Origin of the sequence: Oricola nitratireducens, from assembly GCF_014904745.1 — a bacterium.
Taxonomy (GTDB): Bacteria; Pseudomonadota; Alphaproteobacteria; order Rhizobiales; family Rhizobiaceae; genus Oricola; species Oricola nitratireducens.
Genome location: NZ_JACZCS010000031.1, coordinates 68242 through 85524, shown reverse-complemented (window position 1 = coordinate 85524; position 17283 = coordinate 68242). Strand labels below are relative to the sequence as shown.

The 17283-nt window shown below is 65.2% G+C and carries 16 protein-coding genes and 1 pseudogene; 10 read left to right on the top strand and 7 right to left on the bottom strand.

The annotated features are described in order from the left end of the window. Nucleotides 1-6: 6 nt before the first annotated feature. Entirely contained in the window at nt 7-789 is a 783-nt protein-coding gene (locus IG169_RS15475; RefSeq protein WP_193177123.1) for an FCD domain-containing protein, read from the bottom strand. Nucleotides 790-955: 166 nt separating this feature from the next. On the opposite strand from IG169_RS15475, the gene IG169_RS15470 reads away from it, so the two are divergent. Further along, on the top strand, nt 956-2308 hold the full coding sequence (locus IG169_RS15470; protein ID WP_193177122.1) for a DUF3422 family protein: 1353 nt from the start codon (nt 956-958) through the stop codon (nt 2306-2308). A 7-nt stretch (nt 2309-2315) separates the two neighbouring features. Here IG169_RS15470 and IG169_RS15465 read toward each other — a convergent pair whose 3' ends face one another. After that, on the bottom strand, nt 2316-3278 hold the full coding sequence (locus IG169_RS15465) for a LysR family transcriptional regulator (RefSeq protein WP_193177121.1): 963 nt from the start codon (nt 3276-3278) through the stop codon (nt 2316-2318). Between the two features lie 251 nt (nt 3279-3529). Between IG169_RS15465 and IG169_RS15460 the strand changes: the two genes are divergently transcribed. From IG169_RS15460 to IG169_RS15435, 6 genes are all read left to right on the top strand, one after another. Then, nucleotides 3530-4972 carry an FAD-linked oxidase C-terminal domain-containing protein gene (locus tag IG169_RS15460; RefSeq protein WP_428982256.1) on the top strand — a complete coding sequence of 481 codons (1443 nt, stop codon included), beginning with the start codon at nt 3530-3532 and terminating at the stop codon, nt 4970-4972. 2 nt (nt 4973-4974) lie between these two features. After that, nucleotides 4975-6210: a glycolate oxidase subunit GlcE gene (gene glcE, locus IG169_RS15455; protein ID WP_193177120.1), complete on the top strand. Its 1236-nt coding sequence runs from the start codon at nt 4975-4977 to the stop codon at nt 6208-6210. 24 nt (nt 6211-6234) lie between these two features. Continuing rightward, on the top strand, nt 6235-6618 hold the full coding sequence (locus tag IG169_RS15450; protein ID WP_193177119.1) for a DUF4870 family protein: 384 nt from the start codon (nt 6235-6237) through the stop codon (nt 6616-6618). Between the two features lie 21 nt (nt 6619-6639). Continuing rightward, nucleotides 6640-7983 (top strand): glycolate oxidase subunit GlcF, encoded by a 1344-nt coding sequence (gene glcF, locus IG169_RS15445; protein WP_193177118.1) that lies wholly within the window; start codon nt 6640-6642, stop codon nt 7981-7983. Nucleotides 7984-8087: 104 nt separating this feature from the next. Then, complete coding sequence (locus IG169_RS15440; RefSeq protein WP_193177117.1) at nt 8088-9071, top strand: aldo/keto reductase; 984 nt, start codon at nt 8088-8090, stop codon at nt 9069-9071. A gap of 97 nt (nt 9072-9168) precedes the next feature. Next, nucleotides 9169-9603 (top strand): universal stress protein, encoded by a 435-nt coding sequence (locus tag IG169_RS15435; protein WP_193177116.1) that lies wholly within the window; start codon nt 9169-9171, stop codon nt 9601-9603. A 3-nt stretch (nt 9604-9606) separates the two neighbouring features. Here the strand turns inward: IG169_RS15435 and IG169_RS15430 are convergent, their stop codons facing one another. Beyond that, nucleotides 9607-10332: a glutathione S-transferase family protein gene (locus IG169_RS15430; RefSeq protein WP_193177115.1), complete on the bottom strand. Its 726-nt coding sequence runs from the start codon at nt 10330-10332 to the stop codon at nt 9607-9609. A gap of 178 nt (nt 10333-10510) precedes the next feature. Between IG169_RS15430 and fumC the strand changes: the two genes are divergently transcribed. The 3 genes from fumC (at nt 10511) to IG169_RS15415 (ending at nt 13108) form a co-directional block, all read left to right on the top strand. Further along, nucleotides 10511-11896 (top strand): class II fumarate hydratase, encoded by a 1386-nt coding sequence (gene fumC / locus IG169_RS15425; RefSeq protein ID WP_246717407.1) that lies wholly within the window; start codon nt 10511-10513, stop codon nt 11894-11896. Nucleotides 11897-12013: 117 nt separating this feature from the next. Further along, a complete protein-coding gene (locus IG169_RS15420) occupies nt 12014-12418 on the top strand; it encodes a DoxX family protein (RefSeq protein WP_193177114.1) in 405 nt (134 codons plus the stop codon). Nucleotides 12419-12601: 183 nt separating this feature from the next. Further along, entirely contained in the window at nt 12602-13108 is a 507-nt protein-coding gene (locus IG169_RS15415; protein ID WP_193177113.1) for a DUF4405 domain-containing protein, read from the top strand. Nucleotides 13109-13196: 88 nt separating this feature from the next. Here the strand turns inward: IG169_RS15415 and hisG are convergent, their stop codons facing one another. The 4 genes and pseudogenes from hisG to hisS form a co-directional block, all read right to left on the bottom strand. Next, nucleotides 13197-13898, bottom strand: a complete 702-nt coding sequence (gene hisG, locus IG169_RS15410) for an ATP phosphoribosyltransferase (RefSeq protein WP_193177112.1) — start codon at nt 13896-13898, stop codon at nt 13197-13199. Further along, nucleotides 13895-15016, bottom strand: a complete 1122-nt coding sequence (locus IG169_RS15405; RefSeq protein ID WP_193177111.1) for an ATP phosphoribosyltransferase regulatory subunit — start codon at nt 15014-15016, stop codon at nt 13895-13897. The genes hisG and IG169_RS15405 overlap by 4 nt, the downstream gene beginning before the upstream one ends. After that, nucleotides 15013-15378, bottom strand: coding sequence for an endonuclease domain-containing protein (locus IG169_RS15400; protein ID WP_193177110.1), 366 nt, complete (start codon nt 15376-15378; stop codon nt 15013-15015). The genes IG169_RS15405 and IG169_RS15400 overlap by 4 nt, the downstream gene beginning before the upstream one ends. A gap of 167 nt (nt 15379-15545) precedes the next feature. Beyond that, nucleotides 15546-17087 (bottom strand): annotated as a pseudogene (gene hisS, locus IG169_RS15395) (histidine--tRNA ligase); the annotation flags it as partial. Nucleotides 17088-17283 lie beyond the last annotated feature (196 nt).

Sequence of the window (17283 nt, the reverse complement as noted above, 5' to 3'; positions counted from 1 at the left end):
GGCGGATCAGTCCGCCGGCGCCAGCCGCTGCGTGCGGCGCAGGCGCGAGACCGCTTCGCGGGACTGCGCGCGTTCGGCTTCGCGGCTGTATTTCTCAACGAACTCCATATGCGCCTGCGCCGCGCGCCGCGCCGCATCCGCATCGCCCGCCATGATCGCGTCGTAGACCGCGCGATGCTGCTGCAGCAGTTCGTCGCGCGCGCCGGGCAGCCCGTAGACAAGCGCCCGGCTGAAGAACACGCCGTTCGCAAGCACCCGGTAGCAGGAGCGCAGCGCGTGCATCAGCAAGAGATTGTGCGCGCTCTCGCACACCGCATTGTGGAACTCGATGTCGATCTCCGCTTCTTCCTGCGGATTTTCCTTGGTGTGTGCTGTCTCCATGCGGGTCATGATGTCGGTCAGGAGCGCCCTGTCGTGCTCGGTCGCCCGTTCCGCCGCATAGGCGGCCGCGATGCCCTCGACGTCGCGGCGGTATTCGAGATAGTCGTATGTCGCTTTCGGGTGGCGGGCGATCAGTTCCAGCATGATCGGCGAGAAGACGTCGCCGATCACGTCGGCGATGAAGGTGCCGCCGCCGTGGCGGGTCACCACAAGGCCGCGGTTTTCCAGATCCTTGATCGCCTCGCGCAGCACCGGACGGGACACGTCGAACTGGCGTGACAATTCGCGTTCGCCGGGCAGCTTGTCGCCGACGCGCAGCACGCCTTCGAGCACCAGCGTCTCGATCTGCGCGCAGACTTCGTTGGCCGTGCGCACATGGTCGATCCGCGTGAAATAGCCGTCCGGCATTCATGTCTCCCTCGGTTACGACCAAAGTAGCGGGTGGGGCCGCGATTGGTCAATTTTATTGTCCAATTTCGGGCTGTCTGGCGGGACAATTTGTGCCAGCGCATGGCATATCATTCGTGGAAAGTCGCGGTATAGTCTGATCCGAATCCACGCCGGAACGGATTTGATGAACGAAATCGCCGATCAGTCACCCAAAACCCAGCCGAAAAAAACGTCCTCACCCGAACCTGCCGCAGCCGATGTGCCGCGCCGCGGTGCGTTCGGCTTTCCGCTGCATGCAAATCGCGCCGCCGCGCTCGGCGAGATTCACGCCCGCCCCGCGCCGGCGATTTCCGCGCCGCGCGCGCTGATCAAGCTCTGCTTCATGACCGAGGGCGGCTCGAAGGTCGATCACGCGGTGCTGGCGGAACTGTCGCGGCGCCACGGCTCGGCGCCGCCGGAAATGCAGGCCCGCCACCACACCATCGCGACCGGCAAGGGAACGCTGCGCTGGGAGCGCCATACCGAGGCCTCGACCTATCTGTGGGAAGGCCCGCTGCCGCGCCGTTTCGGCGAGCCGCTGACCGGCCACCCCTTCGGCGAGGAATTTCCCGCACCGGGAACCCTGATCGCCGGCGCGCGCATGGAAATCCGCAAGCATTCGCCGGCGGCGATGAAGCTGATTTCCGGTTTCGATCCGGCGACGCTGTGCTGTTCCTCGGTCGAAGGCGGGCTGGCCGTCGTCGTCACCGATTTTCGCCAGGATGCCTCCGGCCTGACCCAGATCCTCGTGCTCGACAAGGGCATGAGCCCGCAGCGCACTGGCGCGCTGGCGCAGCGCCTGTTCGACATCGAGATCTATCGCACGCTCGCCATGCTCGGCCTGCCGCTCGCCCAGCGCCTGTCGCCGCGCATGCGCAAGGCCGAGGACCAGCTTGCCGCGCTCACCAACCGGATGCGGTCGATCGAGACCGGCGACGCCGAACAACTGCTCGACGACATCACAGCGCTCGCCGCCGACCTCGAGGCCGACGCCGCGTCGAGCCTCTATCGTTTCGGCGCCAGCCGCGCCTATGACGAGATCGTCAACGACCGGCTCGACGCGCTCGCCGAGGAGCCGGTCACCGGCTACGACACCTGGCGCAGTTTCCTGGAACGCCGCGTCGCGCCGGCGATGCGGACCTGCCGCTCGGTCGAGGACCGGCTGGCGAACCTGTCGCGCAAACTGGCGCGTGCGGCGACGCTGCTGCGCACCAAGGTCGACGTCGCGGTCGAAAAACAGAACCGCGACCTGCTGCATTCGATGAACACCCGCGCCAAGCTGCAGCTCAGGCTGCAACAAACGGTCGAGGGGCTGTCGGTGGCGGCCGTCTCCTATTACGTGGTCGGCCTGATCGGCTATGTCGCCAAGGGCAGCGGCATCAAGCATTTCGGCATATCGGACAGCGTGGTCACCGCGGTCGCGGTGCCCATCGTCGTGCTGGCGATCTGGCTGGTGGTGCGGCGCATCCGCCGTTCGCACAGCGATAGCGCTCACTGAGACAGGTCTATCTGACGGCAGACGACGCGCGCCGGATGGGGACGACGCCGTCGGGCGCCGGCGACCCCTCGATGCCCTCTTCCCAATAGGGTATGCTGCCGTAGAGGTCGGCGAGGAAATCGATGAACAGGCGCACCTTGACCGGCAGGAACTGGCGCGACGGATAGATTGCGTGCACCGCGATGTTGCGCGACCCCTCGTAGTCGGGGAGCACCTGGACCAGCTTGCCGGAAGCCAGCGCCGGCCCGATGTCCCAGGTCGAGCGCAGGCCGACACCGATTCCGGCCAGCACCGCCTCGCGCACGACTTCCGAGGAATTCGTCATCAGCGCGCCGTTGGGGCGGAAGGAGACGAGCCCGTCCGGACCCTGCAGCCGCCAGGCCTCGCCTGAAACATGCGTCAGGCAATTGTGGGCGTTGAGGTCGTCGAAGCTCTGCGGCGATCCGTTGCGCTCGATATAGGCGGGTGTCGCGCAAAGGATCCGGCGCACCGGCGCGATCTTGCGCGCCACCAGGCTCGAATCGGCGAGTTCGGCGATGCGTATGGCGACGTCGTAGCCGTCGCCGACGATGTCGACGAAGTCGTCCGACAGGATCAGGTTGATGGCGAGGTCGGGATTGGCCTCCATGAAGGCGCCGAGATGCGGCGCGATATGCAGGCGCCCGAACGAGGTCGGTGCCGTGACCTTCAGGGTTCCGCGCGCCAGGGCCGAGCGCCGCGAAACGAAGGCTTCCGCTTCCTCGACGCCGGCAAGAATGGCGATGACGCGTTCGTAAAATCCCTGGCCGGCCTCGGTCAGCGCGATTTGCCGCGTGGTACGCTGCAGAAGCCGCGACCCCAGGCGATCCTCGAGGCGGCGCAGCCGTTTGGAAACGACTGCGGGAGAGAGGCCGAGCTCGCGTCCGGCCGCCGACATGGAGCCGGCGGAAACGACACGGGCAAAGATTTCAAGGTCGCCAAAGTTGCTCATTCGTTCGCGTTTTCCTTAATGATCCGGCCCGAAGTTACGTAACGGCAAGTACCTTCGTAGCCGGGCCATGAGATAAATCAAGTGAGATTTTTTCCACATCGTGAACAAGTACTACGCTAGGGGGCCTGTTTCGGATCACGATCGGCAAGCTTTTTTCGGCGAGATACGCCTGCGCATTGCCTGAGGCAAATCCGAGTGGTAAAAAAGATTTACCAGTTGCGCGAAAAGCTGCGTTTCCGGAAGGGATGATCATGAACCAGATACAGTTTCTCGAACCGAAGGCCGGTATCATCGCCCGCCGCGCCGAGATCCAAGCCGGACTCGCCGAACTGGTTCCGGCCGATTGCCTCGTGACCGAGGAGCGCGAACTGGTTCCCTTCGAGACCGACGCCTTCACCGCATATCGCCGCGTTCCGCTCGCCGTCGTCCTGCCCGAAACGACCGAGCAGGTCGCCGCGGTGATGAAATACTGTTCGCAAAACGGCGTGCCGGTCGTGCCGCGCGGGGCGGGCACGTCGCTTGCCGGCGGGGCGATCCCGCAGGAGGACGCCGTCGTCATCGGCGTATCGAAGATGGCGCGCATCCTCGAGGTCGATTTCGAGAACCGCGCTGCCCGCGTCCAGGCCGGCGTCACCAATCTGCGCATCTCCGACGAGGTCTCCGCCGACGGCTTTTTCTACGCGCCCGACCCGTCGTCGCAGCTCGCCTGCACCATCGCCGGCAATATCGGCATGAATTCCGGCGGCGCGCATTGCCTGAAATACGGCGTCACCACCAACAATCTGCTCGGCGTGAAAATGGTGCTGCATGACGGCACCGTCGTCGACATAGGCGGCAAGGCGCTCGACGCGTCCGGTATCGATCTGCTCGGCCTCGTCTGCGGCTCGGAAGGCCAGCTCGGCATCGTCACCGAGGCCACCGTCCGCCTGCTGGCGAAGCCCGAGGGGGCGCGTCCGGTTCTCTTCGGCTTCGATTCCTCCGAGGTCGCGGGTGCCTGCGTCTCCGACATCATCGCCGCCGGCATCATTCCCGTCGCCATCGAGTTCATGGACAAGGAAGCCATCGACATCTGCGAGGCCTTCGCCCATGCCGGCTATCCGATGGACGTCCAGGCGCTGCTGATCGTCGAGGTCGAAGGGTCCGACGACGAGATGGACGCGATGCTGAAGAAGATAATCGCCATCGCCAAGGCGCACAACGTCAAGCGCGTCAAGGAAAGCCAGTCGGCGATGGAGGCGGCGAGCATCTGGAAGGGCCGCAAATCGGCCTTCGGCGCGACCGGCCGCGTCGCCGACTATATCTGCATGGACGGCACCGTGCCGCTCGGCCAGCTGTCGCATGTTCTGGCCGAGACCTCAAAGATCGTCGAGAAATACGGCCTGCGCGTCGCCAATGTCTTTCATGCCGGCGACGGCAATATGCATCCTCTGATCCTCTACAACGTCAACGATCCGGCCGAGGCCGAGAAGGCGGAAGCCGCGGGGATGGAAATCCTCAAGCTCTGCGTCGACGTCGGCGGCTGTCTGACCGGCGAACACGGCGTCGGCATCGAGAAGCGCGACCTGATGCTGCACCAGTTCACCGAGACCGACCTCAACCAGCAGATGCGCGTGCGCGCCGCCTTCGACCCGGGCTGGATGCTCAATCCGTCCAAGGTCTTCCCGCTCGATCTCGCCATGCGCAAGGCGGGGTGACGATGGCTGGCAGGGACCTGATACAGCCGGCAACCGAACAGGAAGCCGCCGACATCATCCGCGAAGCCGCGGGCAGGGGCGAAACGCTGGAGATCGCCGGCGGCGGCACCAAGCGCGGCATCGGCCAGCCATTTGCGGCGGACCGAACATTGTCGACGTCGGGGCTGACCGGCATCACCGAATACAATCCCGCCGAACTGGTGCTGACGGCGCGCGCCGGCACGCCGGTCGCCGAGATCGAGGCGGCGCTGGCGGAAGCGGGCCAGATGCTCGCCTTCGAACCGGGTGACTGGCACGGCCTCACCGGCGCCAATGGCGTGCCGACCATCGGCGCCATTGCGGCCGCCAACATATCGGGCCCGCGGCGGATCATCGCCGGCGCGGCGCGCGACGGGCTGCTCGGCGTGCGCTTCGTCAACGGGGCGGGCGAGATCATCAGGAATGGCGGCCGCGTGATGAAGAACGTCACCGGCCTCGACCTGGTCAAGCTGATGGCCGGAAGCTGGGGCACGCTCGGGCTTCTGACCGAGGTGTCGTTCAAGGTCCTGCCGCGCCCGGAAACCGAGGCGACGCTTCTCGTCCACGGGGCCGATGACGCCGAGGCGGCGAACCTGATGGCGGCGGCCATGGGAACCAGCGCGGAAGTTTCCGGCGCGGCCCATCTTCCGGCGATGATCGCGGAGCGCAGCGCAGCCGATCTTTCCGGCGGCGGCGCGATAACCACGTTTCGTATCGAGGGATTTTCCGAGTCCGTCGAGGTGCGCCTCGAGAGGTTGCGCGCGGCGCTTGCCACGCACCATGTGACAAGCATTGCAGCCGAGGCGCAATCCGTCGCGCTGTGGGCGGATATCCGCGATGTCGCGCCCTTTGCCGGCCGCTCGTCGCCGCTGTGGAAGATCTCCGTCGCCCCGATGGCCGGGCACGACGTCACCGCCATGATCCTGCGCGAAGTCCATGGCGAGGTCTTCTATGACTGGCAGGGCGGGCTCGTCTGGCTGCAGCTTGCCGAGGACGGCGACGCCCAGGCGCAGTTGGTGCGCGAGACGATCGCGAAGAACGCCGGCGGCCATGCGACGCTGGTCCGCGCCTCCGAAGCGGTCCGCGCATCCGTTCCGGTGTTCCAGCCGCAGCCCGCGCCGGTCGCGGCGCTGACCGAGCGCGTGCGCGCCTCGCTGGATCCGGCGGGAGTTTTCAATCCGGGGAGAATGGTGTTCGATGGCGGCCGCAGGGCTGCCTGAACCCATCCATTCGGAGAAAGCACCATGACGGACCCCCAGAACACGCCGCCCCCCATGCCGCGCCAGACCGACAAGTGGCTGGAGCCCGGTTCGCAGAACGCGCTTGTCATCTACATTCTCTATCTCGTCGGCTTCGTCATCGGCATCTCGGCGATCATCGGTGTCGTCATGGCCTATCTCAATCGCGGCAAGGCCGGCGGATTCGTCGAAACCCACTACACCTGGCTCATCCGCACCTTCTGGATCGGTCTGCTCTACAGCGCCATCGCCGTGGTTCTCGCCTTTGTCGCCATCGGCTTCGTGCTGATGTTCGCGGTCATGGTCTGGGCCGTCATTCGCCTGGTCAAGGGCCTGATGGCGCTCAACAAAAACGAACCGATCCCCGATCCGATGACCTGGTGGATCTGACACTCGGGAAGACAAGTCGCCATGCAGACCAATTTCACCGCGGAACAGCTCAAGGATCCCGGCGTCGCGGCATCGGAGAAGATCCTGCGCTCTTGCGTCCATTGCGGCTTCTGCACGGCGACCTGTCCGACCTATGTCACGCTCGGCAACGAACTCGACAGCCCGCGCGGGCGCATCTACCTGATCAAGGACATGCTGGAGAATAACCGGCCGGCCGACGAGAAGGTGGTCACCCATATCGACCGTTGCCTGTCCTGCCTTGCCTGTATGACGACCTGCCCGTCGGGCGTCCACTACATGCATCTGGTCGATCATGCCCGCGCCCATATCGAAAAGACCTACAAGCGGCCCTTCTTCAACCGGCTGACGCGCAACGTTCTGGCGATGGTGCTGCCCTATCCGGGGCGGTTCCGTGCATCTCTCTATGCCGCCAGGCTCGGCCGGCCGTTTTCCAGCCTGTTCAGGGCGATCCCGCCGCTCAAGGCCTTCGGTGCGATGCTCGATCTGGCGCCCGGAAAAATCGAAAACCCGTCGCCATTCGCCATGCCCGGAACGCATGCGCCGGCGATCGAAAAGCGCGGCCGCGTCGCGATCCTGACCGGCTGCGCCCAGCCGGTGCTCAAACCCGGCATCAACGAGGCGGCGATCAGGCTCCTCAACCGCATCGGCGTCGAGGTCGTGGTGCCGCAAGGCGAGGGCTGCTGTGGCGCGCTCGTCCACCATATGGGCCGCGAGGACCAGGCGCTCGATGACGCGCGGCGCAATGTCGACGCCTGGATGCGCGAGATCGGCAGGGGCGGGCTCGACGCGATCATCATCACCGCGTCCGGCTGCGGCACCACCGTCAAGGATTATGGCTGGATGCTGCGCGGGGATCCGGCCTATGCGCAAAAGGCGAAGCGCGTCTCGGAACTGGCGAAGGACGTCACCGAATATCTCGCCTCGATCGATCTGCCGGACCCGGCGGTGAAACCGAACCTGACGGTCACCTATCATTCCGCCTGCTCGATGCAGCACGGCCAGAAGATCACCGCCGCGCCGAAGGACCTGCTGAAGGCGGCGGGCTTTCGCGTGAAGGACTCGGCCGAAGGGCATCTGTGCTGCGGCTCGGCCGGCACCTACAACATCATGCAGCCGGAGATCTCGGCGACGCTGAAGGCGCGCAAGGTCAGGAACATCGAGGCGACGAAGCCGGACGTGATCGCCACCGGCAATATCGGCTGCATCACCCAGATTGCCTCGGGCACCGATATTCCGATCCTGCACACGGTCGAACTGCTAGACTGGGCCTATGGCGGCCCGAAGCCGGACGGCGTGCCCGAGGCCAGGCCCTCGCGGCTCGACGCGCTGCTGGCGGCGGAATAGGCAACCGAAATCTCACCGGCCGGAATTTTTCGCGCCCGGCCTTGCCGTATCGGCTCTCCTTCCCCTAAACGAGGCCGGTACAATCGGCAGGAGAGATCGAGACGATGCAGCAGCGCAAACTCGGACAGGATGGACCGTCGATCGGCGCGATCGGGCTTGGCTGCATGAGTTTCGCCGGCGCCTACGGCAAGATCGAGGAGGCCGAGGCGCATCGCACGCTCGCCGCGGCGCTCGATCTCGGCGTCACCCATCTCGACACGGCGCTGATCTACGGCAACGGCGTGTCGGAGAGCTTTATCGGCTCCTTCATCAAGGATCACCCGAACCGCTTCACCATCGCCACCAAGGGCGGCATCGTCACCCAGCCGACGCGGCGCTTCGACAATACCGAGGCCAATCTCCGCGAACAGCTGGAAGGCTCCCTGAAGCGGCTCGGCGTGGATCATGTCGACCTCTATTATATCCACCGCCGACAGCAGGACATCCCGATCGAGGACGTCATGGGCACGATGGTGAAATTCAGGGACGAGGGCAAGATCGGCGGCATCGGCCTGTCCGAGATCGCGCCCTACACGTTGCGCCGGGCCGCGGCCGTCCATCCTGTCATGGCGGTCCAGAACGAGTATTCGCTGTGGACGCGCCTGCCGGAACTGGGCCTGCTGCAGGCATGCGCCGAACTCGGAGCGACATTTGTCGCCTTCTCCTCTGTCGGACGCGGCGTCTTCACCAACGCTGTGCCCGAGATCGACAAGCTTTCGGAAAAGGACTTCCGCCGTTCCAATCCGCGCTTCATCGAGCCAAACTGGTCGGCCAACAAGGCCATCGTCTCGAGGTTCAATGCCTATGCCAACAGCCAGGGCATGTCGCCGGCGACGATGGCGAATGCCTGGGTGCTGAGCCAGGGCGAGCATGTCATCGCCATTCCCGGCACCCGATCCCCGGAACACCTTGCCGAGAACGCGGCAGCCGCCGATACCGTGCTGACGGATGCGCAACTGGCCGAGATCGACAGGCTGCTGCCGGTCGGTTTCGCCTATGGCGACCGCTATTCGGATGGACAGAGCGTCGGCCCGGAGCGCTATTGCTGAGGCCGCAGCTGTTTCGCCTTGATTTGGAGGATGACAGAAATCAATGTGACGCCCGTCGCGCCGTGCGAGGCTGTGCGTTCATCAACCGGAGGTAAGCATGTTCGAGAAAATCATCGTGGCCACTGACGGGTCGGACCACGCCAGCGAGGCGATCAGGGTGGCCTGCGACCTGGCCAAGAAATACGGCTCCAAGCTGCATATCGTGCACACGCCGCAGGCGATCGGCGACACGCTGATCGTCGGCTATACGGCGGTTCCGGTTCCGCCGACCAAGGAAGAGATCGAAAAGGCCGGCCGCGAGGTGATCGGCGCCGCCGAAGCGGAGATCCGCGAAGCGGGCGTGTCCGACTTCACCAGCCAGCTCGTTTCCGGCGATCCGGCGCATGCGATCGTCGAGGAAGCAAAGGCCTGCAAGGCCGACCTGATCGTCATGGGACGGCGCGGCCTCGGCTCGCTGACCGGCCTGCTCGTCGGCTCGACGACGACCAAGGTTGCCCAGCTTGCGCCCTGCGCGGTGCTGACCGTCAAATAGGTTCTACTCGCGCGGCGGCTGGACGAGGCCGCGCTGCACGGGGGGCCTGGCGAGACAGCGATCGAGCCAGGCCATCACGCTCGGCACCTTGTGCATCTCGAAGGCTTCCTCGGCCTCGTAGCGGATCTTCGCCGTACGTATCCACGGGAAGGTGGCGATGTCGGCGATGGTGTATTCGTCGCCCATGATGAAGCTGCGGTCCTTCAGCCGGCCTTCCAGCACGTTGAGCAGCCGGACTGCTTCCTTGCGGTAGCGTTCGCGCGGGCGCGGATCCTCGATCTCCTTGCCGCTCATCACCGCGAAATAGCCGTACTGGCCGAAAAGCGGGCCGATGCCGCCCATCTGGAACATCAGCCACTGGATCGTCTCGTAGCGTCGTGCCGGGTCCTGCGGCAGGAACCTGCCGGTCTTTTCGGCGAGATAGATCAGGATCGCGCCCGACTCCCACAGCCCGAAGGCCTCGCCGTCCGGCCCGTGCGGGTCTATGATCGCGGGGATCTTGTTGTTGGGATTGAGCGAAAGGAATTCCGGCGTCGTCGTCTCGGTGAGCAGCACGGTGTGCGGGTCGTAGGGCAGGCCCGTTTCCTCCAGCATGATCGACGCCTTGACGCCGTTCGGCGTCGGAAAGGCGTAAAGCTGGATGACGTCCGGATCGCACGGCTTCCAGCGTTGCGAGATCGGAAAGTCGGCGAGTGTCTTTTTCGTCGTCGGGACTGTCTTGCCGGTCATAAAATATCCTTCGCGCGTTGCCATGGTTGGGGCATGGTTCGGGATTGCACCCGGCGGAACCGCCGGCCTGTTCCTTATTTAACTTGCATGGGGGGGCATGCAACCCGATCGCCGGAAAGTGTGACTGCTGGACACTGAGCCGGCGCTTCCCATATCGAGGATGCGAAGGAGTAGTGCCATGGCCAGGAAGATGCGGACGGAAACCGACACGATGGGCCCGGTCGAGGTGCCCTCGGATCGCTATTGGGGCGCCCAGACGGGACGCTCGCTCGCCAATTTCCCGATCGGCACGGAGAAGATGCCGGTGCCGGTCATTCGCGCGCTCGGCGTCGTCAAGAAGGCGGCGGCGCTTTCCAATGTCGAACTCGACAAGCTCGACAAGGAACGCGCCGGCGCGATCGCGCAAGCCGCGCAGGAGGTGATCGACGGCAAGCTCGACGACCATTTCCCGCTTGCGGTCTGGCAGACGGGGTCCGGCACGCAGTCGAACATGAACGCAAACGAGGTGATCGCCAACCGCGCGATCGAGATTCTCGGCGGCAGGATCGGCTCGAAGTCGCCGGTTCACCCGAACGACCACGTCAACGCCAGCCAGTCCTCCAACGACACCTTCCCGACGGCGATGCACATCGCGACCGTGATGGAGGCGACCGAACGGCTGTGCCCGGCGCTGCGCCACATGATCGAGATACTGGCCGCCAAGGAGGCCGAATTCGCCGACATCGTGAAGATCGGCCGCACCCATACCCAGGACGCCACGCCGCTGACCCTCGGCCAGGAATTTTCCGGTTACCGCGCCGCGCTGGAACTCGGTCTGAGGCGCCTCGGCGACAGCCTCGTCGACGTCCATGCGCTCGCCCAGGGCGGCACCGCCGTCGGCACCGGCCTGAACGCGCCGTCCGGTTTCGCCGAAATATTCGCCGACAATGTCTCGCGCATCACCGGCCAGCCGTTCCGCAGCGCCCGCAACAAGTTCGAGGCGCTGGCGAGCCACGGCGCGCTGGCCAATTTCCACGGCGCGCTGACCGCGCTCGCCGCCGACCTGTTCAAGATCGCCAACGACATCCGCTTTCTCGGCTCCGGCCCGCGCTCCGGTCTCGGCGAACTGATCCTGCCCGAAAACGAGCCCGGCTCGTCGATCATGCCGGGCAAGGTCAACCCGACCCAGGCCGAGGCGCTGACCATGGTCGCCGCCCGCGTCATGGGCAACCAGACGACCGTGACCTTCGCCGCCAGCCAGGGTCATTTCGAACTGAATGTCTTCAAGCCGGTCATCGCCGACGCTGTGCTGCAGTCGGTGCGCCTGCTCGCCGACGCGATGGTCTCGTTTACCGACCGCTGCCTCGCCGGCATAGACGCCGACCGCGAGCGGATCGCCGATCTCGTGCAGCGCTCGCTGATGCTGGTGACCGCGCTGGCGCCGACCATTGGCTACGACAAAGCGGCGGCGATCGCCAAGGCGGCGCATAAGAACGGCACCACGCTGCGCGAGGAGGCGCTCGCCAGCGGCCATATCAGCGCCGAGGATTTCGACCGGTTCGTCCGGCCCGGATCTATGGTTTGATGAACGGAGAATAAGAAATCGTTCGTAATTGGTGAACGGTTTGTCGCCGCTTCACCGGATTGTTGTGCGTTGCCGGATGGCTATTTTCCCGGTCATCAACAACCGAGGTTCACGACAATGTCCAACTCTCTCATCCTTCTCGTCGCGCGCATTCTGCTCGCCTTCATCTTTATCCTGTCCGGCTGGGGCAAGTTCTTCGCGATCGACGGCACCGCCGGCTATATCGCCTCCGTCGGACTGCCGGCCGCGACGCTGCTTGCCTGGGCGGCGGCGATCTTCGAACTGGCCGGAGGCATCGCCATCCTGGTCGGTTTCCGCACCCGCGAGACCGCCTGGGCGCTCGCCGCCTTCTCCGTCTTCACCGGCTTCGCCTTCCATTTCCATCCGGCCGACCAGATGCAGATGATCATGTTCATGAAGAACCTCGCCATGGCCGGCGGCTTCCTCGCCCTGGCCAATGCCGGCGCGGGCGCCCTCTCGCTCGACGCGCGCCGCGGCGCTCTCACGCCGGCCGCCGCCTGAGCGTTGCGCCGGTTCGACCACAGGACGCGGGGCTTCGGCCCCGCGTTTTTTTTTGCCCGAAAGCCAGGCCATGCGGCGTGGGCATGGCTGCCATGCAACATATGCAACCTTTCCGATTTGTAACGGGACCCGATGCACGCGCAGGTGTAGTTTCCGCCCGTATTATCAAAGAGGTAAGTTCCGATGCCGCCCGTCCTGTCGCGCTATGCCACGCCGCTGATCACCGGTCTTTTCGTCGTCTCGCTCATTTCCGGAATTGCGATGTTCTTCCACCTCGGAGAAGCGCAGCTGAAGGAGATGCACGAATGGCTGGGCACTGCGCTCGTCGTTCCGTTCGTCCTGCATCTGTGGCGCAACTGGAAGCCGTTTTCGACCTATTTCAAGCGCCCGGCGATGAAAGTCGCGCTCGCCGCCTCGCTCGTTGCCGCCGCCGCGTTTGTCGTGCCGACCCTGACCGCGACCGGGCCGACGCGCAACGGCCCGCCGGAGATGGCCGCCGCGCGGGCATTGCAGGCCGCGCCGCTGACCGCGGTCGCGCCGGTGTTCGGACATGACGGCGAGGGGCTCGCCGACGTGCTGCGCGCCAAGGGCTATACCGTCGCCTCCGCCGACCAGTCGCTCAACGCGGTCGCCGAGGCGTCCGGCAAGTCGGCCCGCGAAATCCTGACCGCTCTGCCCATGGCTAATTAAGAAGGGATCTCGTCCCGTTTGAATGGCCTCCTGACAGCCATTCATGCCGCCGCGCTGCCGGGATTATCCCGCAGTGCGGCATTCTTGTTTACGGGGTCAGCGCGGCGGCGAAAGCGTCGATCGCCTGTTTGCGCGCCGCGTCGGCTCCGTCGCGCTTCGGCGCGAACAGGCAGGCCTGGGATTGCAGGATCACGCCGTCGTCGAGCACCTTGAGGAAGTTGGCGCGTAGCGTCGATCCCGTCGAGGTGATGTCGACGATGACATCGGCCTGGCCGGCCGCCGGCGCGCCCTCGGTTGCGCCGAGGCTTTCGATAATCCGGTAGAGCTGGATGCCGTGCGTCTGCGAGAAATGGGTCTGCGTCAGCCGCCAGTATTTCGTCGCGATGCGCAGCCGCCGCCCGTGGCGGTGGCGGAAGTCGGCGGCAACGAGGCCGAGATCGGCCATCGTCGCGACGTCGAACCAGGCTTCCGGCACGGCGACGACGACATCGGCATGGCCGAAGCCGAGTTGCGCCAGCCTTGTCACCCGGTTCTCGCTGTCGGGCAGGCCCTCGCGCACCAGGTCCTCGCCGGTGACGCCGAGATCGATGGAGCCGTTGCCGAGTTCGCGCGCGATCTCCGAGGCCGACAGGAACGCCACCTCGACATTCGGATGGTTGGCGACGACCGTGCGGTAGGTGCGCGCGTCCTTCGGCGGCTCGACCGGATAGCCGGCGGCCTCCATGCGCTTCAGCGTTTCTTCCTTCAGGCGGCCCTTGGAGGGGATCGCGATGGTGATCGGGGCGCTCATACCGCACCTCCCGAAAAGGCCGCCACGCGGTCGAGCCAGACGGAAAAGCCGACGCCGGGCACCGCGCTTTTGGCGCCGATCATCGTCAGCAACCGGTCGTAGCGGCCGCCGCCGGCGAGCACCAGCCCGTCCGGCGTCGTGATCTCGTAGACCAGCGCCGTGTAGTAATCGAGCGCGCGCCCGAAGGCCGCGTCATAGCTGACCGTAGACGTATCGACGCCCGCCTTGTCCATCTCGTTCTCGCGCGCGGCGAAACCGGCGATCGCTGCGTCCATGTCGAGGCCGTTGCCGGTAGCAAACGCCTTGAGCGCATCGGCGGCGGCGGCAAGCGGCGCGGTGATGGCGAGGAACGCGCGCAATGTCGCAAGCGCGGTCTCGTCCGGGGCGATCTCTGCGGCGTCGAAACGCGCCAGCAGCCGGTCGGCGATTTCGCCGGCATCGCGCCCGCCGGAATTTTCCAGCCCCGCGATGCGCAGCCGCATGGAGAGCGCGTTGACCAGCGCCGCCCGGTCGCGCGCCTCGGCCGGTTCGCGGATATCGGCCGGCACGTCCGGAGCCGGGACGGGTCTGGCGAGCGCGTCGAGCGCGGCTTCCAGCGTCTGGCGGTCGCCGAAGGCGTGGCTGAGGCGCACCGTCCAGGACTGCGGCAGGCCGAGCCCGGAGACGACCGCTGCGAAGACCGCCTGGTCGCCGAGCATGGTGACGGTTTTTCCTGTCACGCCGAGCGCCTTCAAAAAGGCCAGCGCATCGCCGAGCGAGCGCGCATCGGCGCGCGCGCTGTCGGCGTCGCCGATATCCTCGATGCCCGCCTGCAAAAACTCGTTGCCACCGGCGCGGCGCTGCCGGAACACCGTGCCGACATAGCCGTAGCGGCGGTGGCCGGTCTCGCCCGCGCCGATATGCTGCAGGCAGACGGGAATGGTGAATTCGGGCCTGAGGCACAGCGTCTCGCCGGTCTCGCTCTCCGACAGGAAGATGCGCCGCCGCAATTCCTCGCCGGCGGTGTCGAGAAACGGATCGGCCGGCTGCAGCACCGGCACGTCAAGCCGCTCCGCCCCCAATTGGGAGAGGATCGTCTCGATGTCGGCCCGTGCCGAAAAGGAGCGCAGCGCGTTCATGCCAGTCCCAATTCACGAAGAATCGTTTCAATGCAACCATCGAAGTTCTCCGATAGCTCCCCGGTCGCGATTCTGATCACCCGGTATCCCTGGCTTTGCAGCCATTTGTCGCGGCGCGCGTCCGCCGCCTGCCGTTCCGGCTGAGCGTGAAATTCGCCGTCGACCTCGATCACCAACCTGCGGGACTGGATCGCGAAATCCACGACATAACGGCCGACGGGCGCCTGTCGCCGGACATGCAGACCATAGTATTTCTTGAACTGCCGCAGTTCGGACCACAGCTTCTTTTCGCCTTCAGTGGCGCTGTTTCGAAGCGAACGTGCGCGCCTGACGGCGGCCCGGTCGTTGCCCGTCGGTGACATCGCTACCCCCACCCTGTATCCCTCCCCACAAGGGGGAGGGAGGACGTTGACACTGGCGCTTCCCCCTGCACCGTCGGGCCAAGCACGAGCAGCGATGCTGGTGACCTCCCTCCCCCTTGTGGGGAGGGATGAAGGGTGGGGGTAATCGTAGGGCTCATTGACCGAAATCAGCTACTTTTCGCGCGGTCCTCGGCGTGTTCGGCGAGCATGCGGGTGATTTCGGAAACGATGTCGGCCTCGGCGATTTCGACCTGCGCCGGGCGGCTTTCGCGCCAGGTGACGTTGTCGGCGATCTCGCCGGACAGCCGCTTGCCCTCGATCAGGTCCTTGACCTGGACGACGCCGCGTTCGCGTTCGTCGGAGCCCTGGATGATCGCCAGCGGGCAGCCGCGCCGGTCGGCATATTTCAGCTGGTTGCCGAACTTCTTCCAGTTTCCCTGGTACATCTCGGCGCGGATGCCTGCCTGCCGCAGGTCCTGCACGAATTTCTGGTATTTTCCGAGCGACGCCGTGTCGCCGTCCATGACGGTGACGAGCACCGGCGCGACGACGTCCTCCTGGCCGAGCTTGCCGAGATTTTTCAGCGCCGTCATCAGGCGCGAGACGCCGATGGAAAAGCCGGTCGCCGGCACGTCCTGGCCGGTGAAGCGCTTGACGAGCCCGTCATAGCGCCCGCCGCCGCCGACCGAGCCGAAAACGACGGTTTCGCCCTTTTCGTTGGTGACGGGAAAGAGGAGTTCGGCCTCGTAGACCGGGCCGGTGTAGTATTCGAGGCCGCGGATGACAGAAGGATCGATGTCGATCTGATCTTCCCCGTAGCCTGCCGACCGCACCAACTCGTTAATGGTTTGGAGTTCGCGGGCTCCCTCGGCGGATACTTCGTACTGTTCCAGCCTATCGATCAGATTGCCAATGGTAATTCCGCTTGAAACCGAACTCTTGGAACCGCTGCCTTCTTCTCCCCATCCGAAAGTATTTAGGAGTCGGGTGATCTGCTCATCACTGAGTCCGGCGCCCGGGGTATGATCTCCGCTCTCGTCAACCCGGCCTTTTGGAGAAAGAAGTTGTATAACACCCTGAAGCCCGAGACGGTCACGTTTGTCTAGGGCACGCATAACCGCTAGGCGGCGCCATGCTTCCTCATCGCCACCGAGCCCAGTAGCCAGCATTACGCTGTCCAGCACCTTCCGGTTGTTCACCCGGATCACGTAGTTGCCGTGCGCGATGCCGAGCGCTTCCATCGTGTCGGCCATCATCATGCACATTTCGGCATCCGCCTGGACGCCCGGCGCGCCGACCGTGTCGGCGTCGAACTGCATGAACTGGCGGAAGCGGCCCGGTCCCGGCTTCTCGTTGCGGAACACCCAGCCGGCGCGATAGGTGCGGTAGGGCAGCTGGATCTCGTTGATGTTCTCGGCGACGTGGCGCGCGAGCGGCGCGGTCAGGTCGTAGCGCAGGCTCATCCACTGCTCGTCGTCGTCGGCGACCGAGAACACGCCCTCGTTGGGGCGGTCCTGATCGGGCAGGAACTTGCCGAGGCAGTCGGTATATTCGAAGATCGGCGTCTCGACCGGGTCGAAACCGTAGCGCTCGTACACGGCCTTGATCTTGGCGACCATCTCGTCGGTCGCGCGGATATCGGCCGGCGAACGGTCGACGAAACCACGAGGGAGGCGCGCCTTCAGCTTGTGTTGTTTCTTCTGTTTCTTGTCGGACATGGAAAGGGCCTGCGGACGGGGAGGTGCTGGATCGCGCTTCTCCTACAAGACAGGCACCGATGCCGCAAGCGGAGCGCGCCGCCGCGCCGCTCTGCGTTGTGTCCGTAAGCGACGCGGCGGTGTCGCAGGCCGGTCTCGCTTTGCGGTTTCCTTGCCAGCATTATGCGCCGGACAGGAGAAAATTCGT

Bases quoted from the DNA above. Each gene is read 5' to 3' on its own strand.
- IG169_RS15405 (WP_193177111.1), bottom strand. From the start codon at position 15,016: ATGAACGCGCTGCGCTCCTTTTCGGCACGGGCCGACATCGAGACGATC.
- hisG (WP_193177112.1), bottom strand. From the start codon at position 13,898: ATGAGCGCCCCGATCACCATCGCGATCCCCTCCAAGGGCCGCCTGAAG.
- IG169_RS15400 (WP_193177110.1), bottom strand. From the start codon at position 15,378: ATGTCACCGACGGGCAACGACCGGGCCGCCGTCAGGCGCGCACGTTCG.
- glcE (WP_193177120.1), top strand. From the start codon at position 4,975: ATGGCTGGCAGGGACCTGATACAGCCGGCAACCGAACAGGAAGCCGCC.
- IG169_RS15450 (WP_193177119.1), top strand. From the start codon at position 6,235: ATGACGGACCCCCAGAACACGCCGCCCCCCATGCCGCGCCAGACCGAC.
- IG169_RS15415 (WP_193177113.1), top strand. From the start codon at position 12,602: ATGCCGCCCGTCCTGTCGCGCTATGCCACGCCGCTGATCACCGGTCTT.
- fumC (WP_246717407.1), top strand. From the start codon at position 10,511: ATGGCCAGGAAGATGCGGACGGAAACCGACACGATGGGCCCGGTCGAG.
- IG169_RS15440 (WP_193177117.1), top strand. From the start codon at position 8,088: ATGCAGCAGCGCAAACTCGGACAGGATGGACCGTCGATCGGCGCGATC.
- IG169_RS15470 (WP_193177122.1), top strand. From the start codon at position 956: ATGAACGAAATCGCCGATCAGTCACCCAAAACCCAGCCGAAAAAAACG.
- IG169_RS15465 (WP_193177121.1), bottom strand. From the start codon at position 3,278: ATGAGCAACTTTGGCGACCTTGAAATCTTTGCCCGTGTCGTTTCCGCC.
- IG169_RS15435 (WP_193177116.1), top strand. From the start codon at position 9,169: ATGTTCGAGAAAATCATCGTGGCCACTGACGGGTCGGACCACGCCAGC.
- IG169_RS15430 (WP_193177115.1), bottom strand. From the start codon at position 10,332: ATGACCGGCAAGACAGTCCCGACGACGAAAAAGACACTCGCCGACTTT.
- IG169_RS15420 (WP_193177114.1), top strand. From the start codon at position 12,014: ATGTCCAACTCTCTCATCCTTCTCGTCGCGCGCATTCTGCTCGCCTTC.
- glcF (WP_193177118.1), top strand. From the start codon at position 6,640: ATGCAGACCAATTTCACCGCGGAACAGCTCAAGGATCCCGGCGTCGCG.
- IG169_RS15475 (WP_193177123.1), bottom strand. From the start codon at position 789: ATGCCGGACGGCTATTTCACGCGGATCGACCATGTGCGCACGGCCAAC.
- IG169_RS15460 (WP_428982256.1), top strand. From the start codon at position 3,530: ATGAACCAGATACAGTTTCTCGAACCGAAGGCCGGTATCATCGCCCGC.